This window comes from Actinoplanes sp. NPDC048791 (assembly GCF_040650095.1).
Classification (GTDB): Bacteria; Actinomycetota; Actinomycetes; order Mycobacteriales; family Micromonosporaceae; genus Actinoplanes.
Map to the genome: position 1 here is coordinate 1 of NZ_JBEZGQ010000760.1, position 4,228 is coordinate 4,228.

Here is a 4,228-nt window from a genome sequence, read left to right on the forward strand (position 1 = left end):
TGCTGGATGGCCCAGTTGTAGATGGCGTCACCGGCCCGGAAGTCGAACTGGCCCCGGTTGGGCTCGGTCGCGTCGGGGTGCAGAGGCCGCCGCCCGCGAAGCCGCCGTTCTCGCCAGCCGGCGCCTGGACCGCGCCGAGGCCACCGCCCGCGAAGCCGTGGTCCACGCAGCGCAGCGCCTGGATCGCGCGGAAGTCGCCGCCCGCGAAACAAAGACACTCGCAGCCCAGCGCCTGGATCGCGCGGAAGCCGCCGCCCGCGAAACAAAGACACTCGCAGCCCAGCGCCTGAACGAAGCCGAAGCCGCCGCCCGCCAGAGCGCAGCGCTGGCAGCCCAACGTTTCGCCGCCGCCGAGGCCGCCGCCCGCCTGACCGCGGCCCAAGCAGCCCGACGACTCGACGCCGACGAAGCAGCCCAGCGTCAAGGTGCCCTCCGCAAACGCGACCGCGAGGCCCAACTGATCCGCGAGTCAGCCCTGCGGGCAGCGCAACGCCAGGTAGCCGTTGACGCCGCCCTGTTGCAGGCCGCGGTTCGCGCACAGCACCAGGACGACACCCTCCCGGCCGCCGCCGAGCCGGCGTGAGCAGAGGCAGACCGGACCGGGGGAGCAGAGGCATCGGCCGCCAGGCGTGTTCCAGACCACTGCCACCGGCAGGTCGCCCCGGCCGCAGTTGCTCTCGATCCGGCCTAGGCTGCACAGGTGGCAGACGTGACTGAGGCCAGCATCCGTCGTGCGCTCAAGCGGGCGACCGATGGTAAGGCGATCGATGCCGGTGAGGCGACGGCTCTGCTTGCCGCCGACGGGCCGCTGTTCGACGAGTTGCTCGCGGTGGCCGGCGGGGTGCGTGACGCCGGGTTGCGGGAGGCGGGCCGCCCCGGCGTGGTCACGTACTCGAAGAAGGTTTTCATCCCGCTGACCCGGCTGTGCCGCGACCGCTGCCATTACTGCACCTTCGCGACGGTGCCGCACCGGCTGCCGGCGGCGTTCCTGGAGCGCGACGAGGTGCTCGCGATCGCCCGGGAGGGCGCCGCGCAGGGCTGCAAGGAGGCCCTCTTCACGCTCGGCGACCGGCCCGAGGAGCGGTGGCCGGCGGCCCGGCAGTGGCTCGACGAGCGCGGCTACGACTCGACCCTGGACTACGTGCGGGCCTGCGCGATCGCCGTGCTCGAGGAGACCGGGCTGCTGCCCCATCTCAATCCGGGCGTCATGAGCTGGGCCGACCTGCAGCGGCTCAAGCCGGTCGCGCCGAGCATGGGCATGATGCTGGAGACGACCGCCACCCGGCTCTGGTCCGAGCCCGGCGGCCCGCACTTCGGCTCGCCCGACAAGGAGCCCGCCGTCCGGCTGCGGGTGCTCGACGACGCCGGCCGGGTCGGGGTCCCGTTCACCACCGGCATCCTGATCGGCATCGGCGAGACGCCGGCCGAGCGGATCGACGCCGTCTTCGCGATGCGCCGCAGTGCCCGCGAGTACGGCCACATCCAGGAAGTCATCATCCAGAATTTCCGCGCCAAGCCGGACACGGCGATGCGTGGCATGCCCGACGCGGAGTTGCGGGAGCTCGCCGCGACGGTGGCGGTCGCCCGGATCATCATGGGTCCCCGCGCCCGCCTCCAGGCCCCGCCCAATCTCATCGCCGGCGAATACGCCCTGCTGCTGCGGGCGGGCATCGACGACTGGGGTGGTGTCTCCCCGGTGACGCCCGACCACGTCAATCCCGAGCGCCCGTGGCCGCAGATCGAGGCGTTGCGCGAGCAGTCCCGCGCGGCCGGCTTCGAGCTGCGGGAGCGGCTCACCATCTACCCCGAGTACGTCCGCCGCGGCGAGAGCTGGCTCGACCCGCGCCTGGCCGCGCACGTGGCCGCGCTGGCCGACCCGGCCACCGGGCTGGCCCGCGAGGAGGCCATGCCGGCCGGGCTGCCCTGGCAGGAGCCGGACGACGCGTACGCGAGCGGCCGCACCGACCTCTTCGCCACGATCGACACCGAGGGCCGCACCGGTGACCGCCGCGGCGACTTCGACAGCGTGTACGGCGACTGGGACGAGGTGGCCGCGCACATCTCCGCCGAGGCCGTCGCCGCCGGTGCCGGCAAGGTCGTGCCGCGCATCGAGTCCGACGTGCTGGCCGGCCTCAAGCTCGCCGCCGAGGATCCGGCCGCCCTGCTGGATCCGGCGCACGAGGTCAAGGCCATGGCGCTGTTCAACGCGGACGGTTCCGCCCTGGACGAGCTGGCCCGCCTCGCCGACGACCTGCGCAAGGACGTCAACGGCGAGGACGTCACGTACGTGGTCAACCGCAACATCAACTTCTCCAACGTGTGTTACGTCGGCTGCCGGTTCTGCGCGTTCGCGCAGCGCGAGCAGGACGCCGACGCCTACCGGCTGTCCGTGGAGCAGGTCGCCGACCGGGCCGAAGAAGCCTGGCGGGACGGTGCCACCGAGGTCTGCATGCAGGGCGGCATCGACCCCAAGATGCCGATCACCGCGTACGCCGACCTGGTGCGGGCCGTGAAGCGCCGGGTGCCCGGGATGCACGTGCACGCGTTCTCCCCGATGGAGATCGTCACCGGCGCGGCCAAGGCCGGGGTGTCGGTGCGGGAGTGGCTGACCGAGCTGCACGAGGCCGGGCTCGACACGATCCCGGGCACCGCCGCCGAGATCCTCGACGACGACGTGCGCTGGGTGCTGACCAAGGGCAAGCTGCCCGCCTCGGCCTGGATCGACGTGGTGACCACCGCGCACCAGGTGGGCATCCGGTCCAGCTCGACGATGATGTACGGCCACGTCGACCACCCCCGCCAGTGGCTGGGCCACTTCCGGGTGCTGGCCGGCATCCAGGACGTGACCGGCGGTTTCACCGAGTTCGTGGGCCTGCCGTTCATCCACACCAACGCCCCGATCTACCTGGCCGGCATCGCCCGCCCCGGCCCGACCTGGCGGGAAAACCGGGTGGTCCACGCGATGGCCCGGATCCTGCTGCACGGCCGGATCGGCAACATCCAGTGCTCCTGGGTGAAGCTCGGTGACGAGGGCACGATCGCGATGCTGAACGGCGGCTGCAACGACCTCGGCGGCACTCTGATGGAGGAGACGATCTCCCGCATGGCCGGGTCGGAGCACGGCTCGGCCCGTACGGTCGCGCAGTTGAAAGAGCTGGCAGCCGCCGCCGGCCGTCCATCGGCCGAGCGCACGACGGTCTACGGCCGCCGCTAGATCACCCTCCCGGACACCCCTAGTCAACAGGTCACAAAATGGGGTAATTTGGACTCGACGCGCCGACCTCGCGTTACCTTCCGGTGGCCCGGACAGATAGGGCTGGAACGGGACCGCGAGGCCGCCATGGCGCCTCGGGGAAACGGGCCTATTTATCAGGTTCGGCTTGACGACGCACGTCTTACACGCGTGTAATTTCGGTGGGGTTGTGGGAAAGGCGCGTCGCGAACCGCGTATTTCCCGCAAGAAACACGCCGCGTGCGTGGGGGGTCAGCGCAGGCATCGCTGCCGGCGCGGAAAAGGAGGCACGCCGATGGAAGCGCAGGTTGAAGGGGTGGACCTGCTCGGGGACGCGCCCGAGTGGCAGGAGCGGGCCCTGTGCTCGCAGACCGATCCAGAGGCTTTCTTCCCGGAGAAGGGCGGTTCGACGCGCGAGGCGAAGCGGATCTGCGGCCGGTGCGACGTCAAGGCAGAATGCTTGGAGTACGCGCTCGGTCACGATGAGCGTTTCGGTATCTGGGGCGGGCTCAGCGAGCGCGAACGTCGCAAGCTCAAGCGGCGCGTGGCCTGACGCGACCTTCCTGCAGACGCCGGGGGGCCGTCTCAGGAAAGTTCGTCGGGATCCACACCCAGCAGGTTGGCGACCTGCTCGATGATCACGTCATGCACGAGGTCGGCGAGGTCCTCGCGGTCCATCGCCCGGAATTCCAGCGGCCGCCGGTAGAGCACGATCCGCGGCGGCAGCTCCTGGCGTCCGGGCCGGCCCGGCAGCAGGCGGGCCAGGGGGACCTCGCCGTCCTCGAGCACGTCGGAGTCGTAGACGTTCAGCTCCGGGGGCACGTCCTCGACGGCGAACTCGACGCCGGCGAGCTCCTTGGCGTAACGCCGTTCGAGGCCCTCGACCGTGTCCAGGACGAGGTCGTCGAAGATCTCGGCCTTGGTCCGGGCGAGCGGCACGGTCGCCGGCACGAGCCGGCCGCGCAGGCCACGCCCGTGACGATCGCGGCGGGTGGG

The 4,228-nt window shown here is 71.3% G+C and carries 5 protein-coding genes; 2 read left to right on the forward strand and 3 right to left on the reverse strand.

Annotated features, from left to right (window positions below):
• Both AB0C29_RS36360 and AB0C29_RS36365 read right to left on the reverse strand, forming a co-directional pair.
• On the reverse strand, positions 1-424 hold a 424-nt coding region (locus AB0C29_RS36360), incomplete at its 3' end, for a hypothetical protein (protein ID WP_360830225.1).
• 45 nt (positions 425-469) lie between these two features.
• Positions 470-649: a hypothetical protein gene (locus tag AB0C29_RS36365; protein ID WP_360830228.1), complete on the reverse strand. Its 180-nt coding sequence runs from the start codon at positions 647-649 to the stop codon at positions 470-472.
• A 51-nt stretch (positions 650-700) separates the two neighbouring features.
• Between AB0C29_RS36365 and AB0C29_RS36370 the strand changes: the two genes are divergently transcribed.
• Entirely contained in the window at positions 701-3,214 is a 2,514-nt protein-coding gene (locus tag AB0C29_RS36370) for a bifunctional FO biosynthesis protein CofGH (protein ID WP_360830231.1), read from the forward strand.
• Positions 3,215-3,527: 313 nt separating this feature from the next.
• On the forward strand, positions 3,528-3,785 hold the full coding sequence (locus AB0C29_RS36375; RefSeq protein WP_015619224.1) for a WhiB family transcriptional regulator: 258 nt from the start codon (positions 3,528-3,530) through the stop codon (positions 3,783-3,785).
• Positions 3,786-3,817: 32 nt separating this feature from the next.
• On the opposite strand, the gene AB0C29_RS36380 is transcribed toward AB0C29_RS36375, so the two are convergent.
• Positions 3,818-4,228: metallopeptidase family protein (locus AB0C29_RS36380; RefSeq protein ID WP_360830234.1), on the reverse strand; the 411-nt coding region annotated here is incomplete at its 5' end.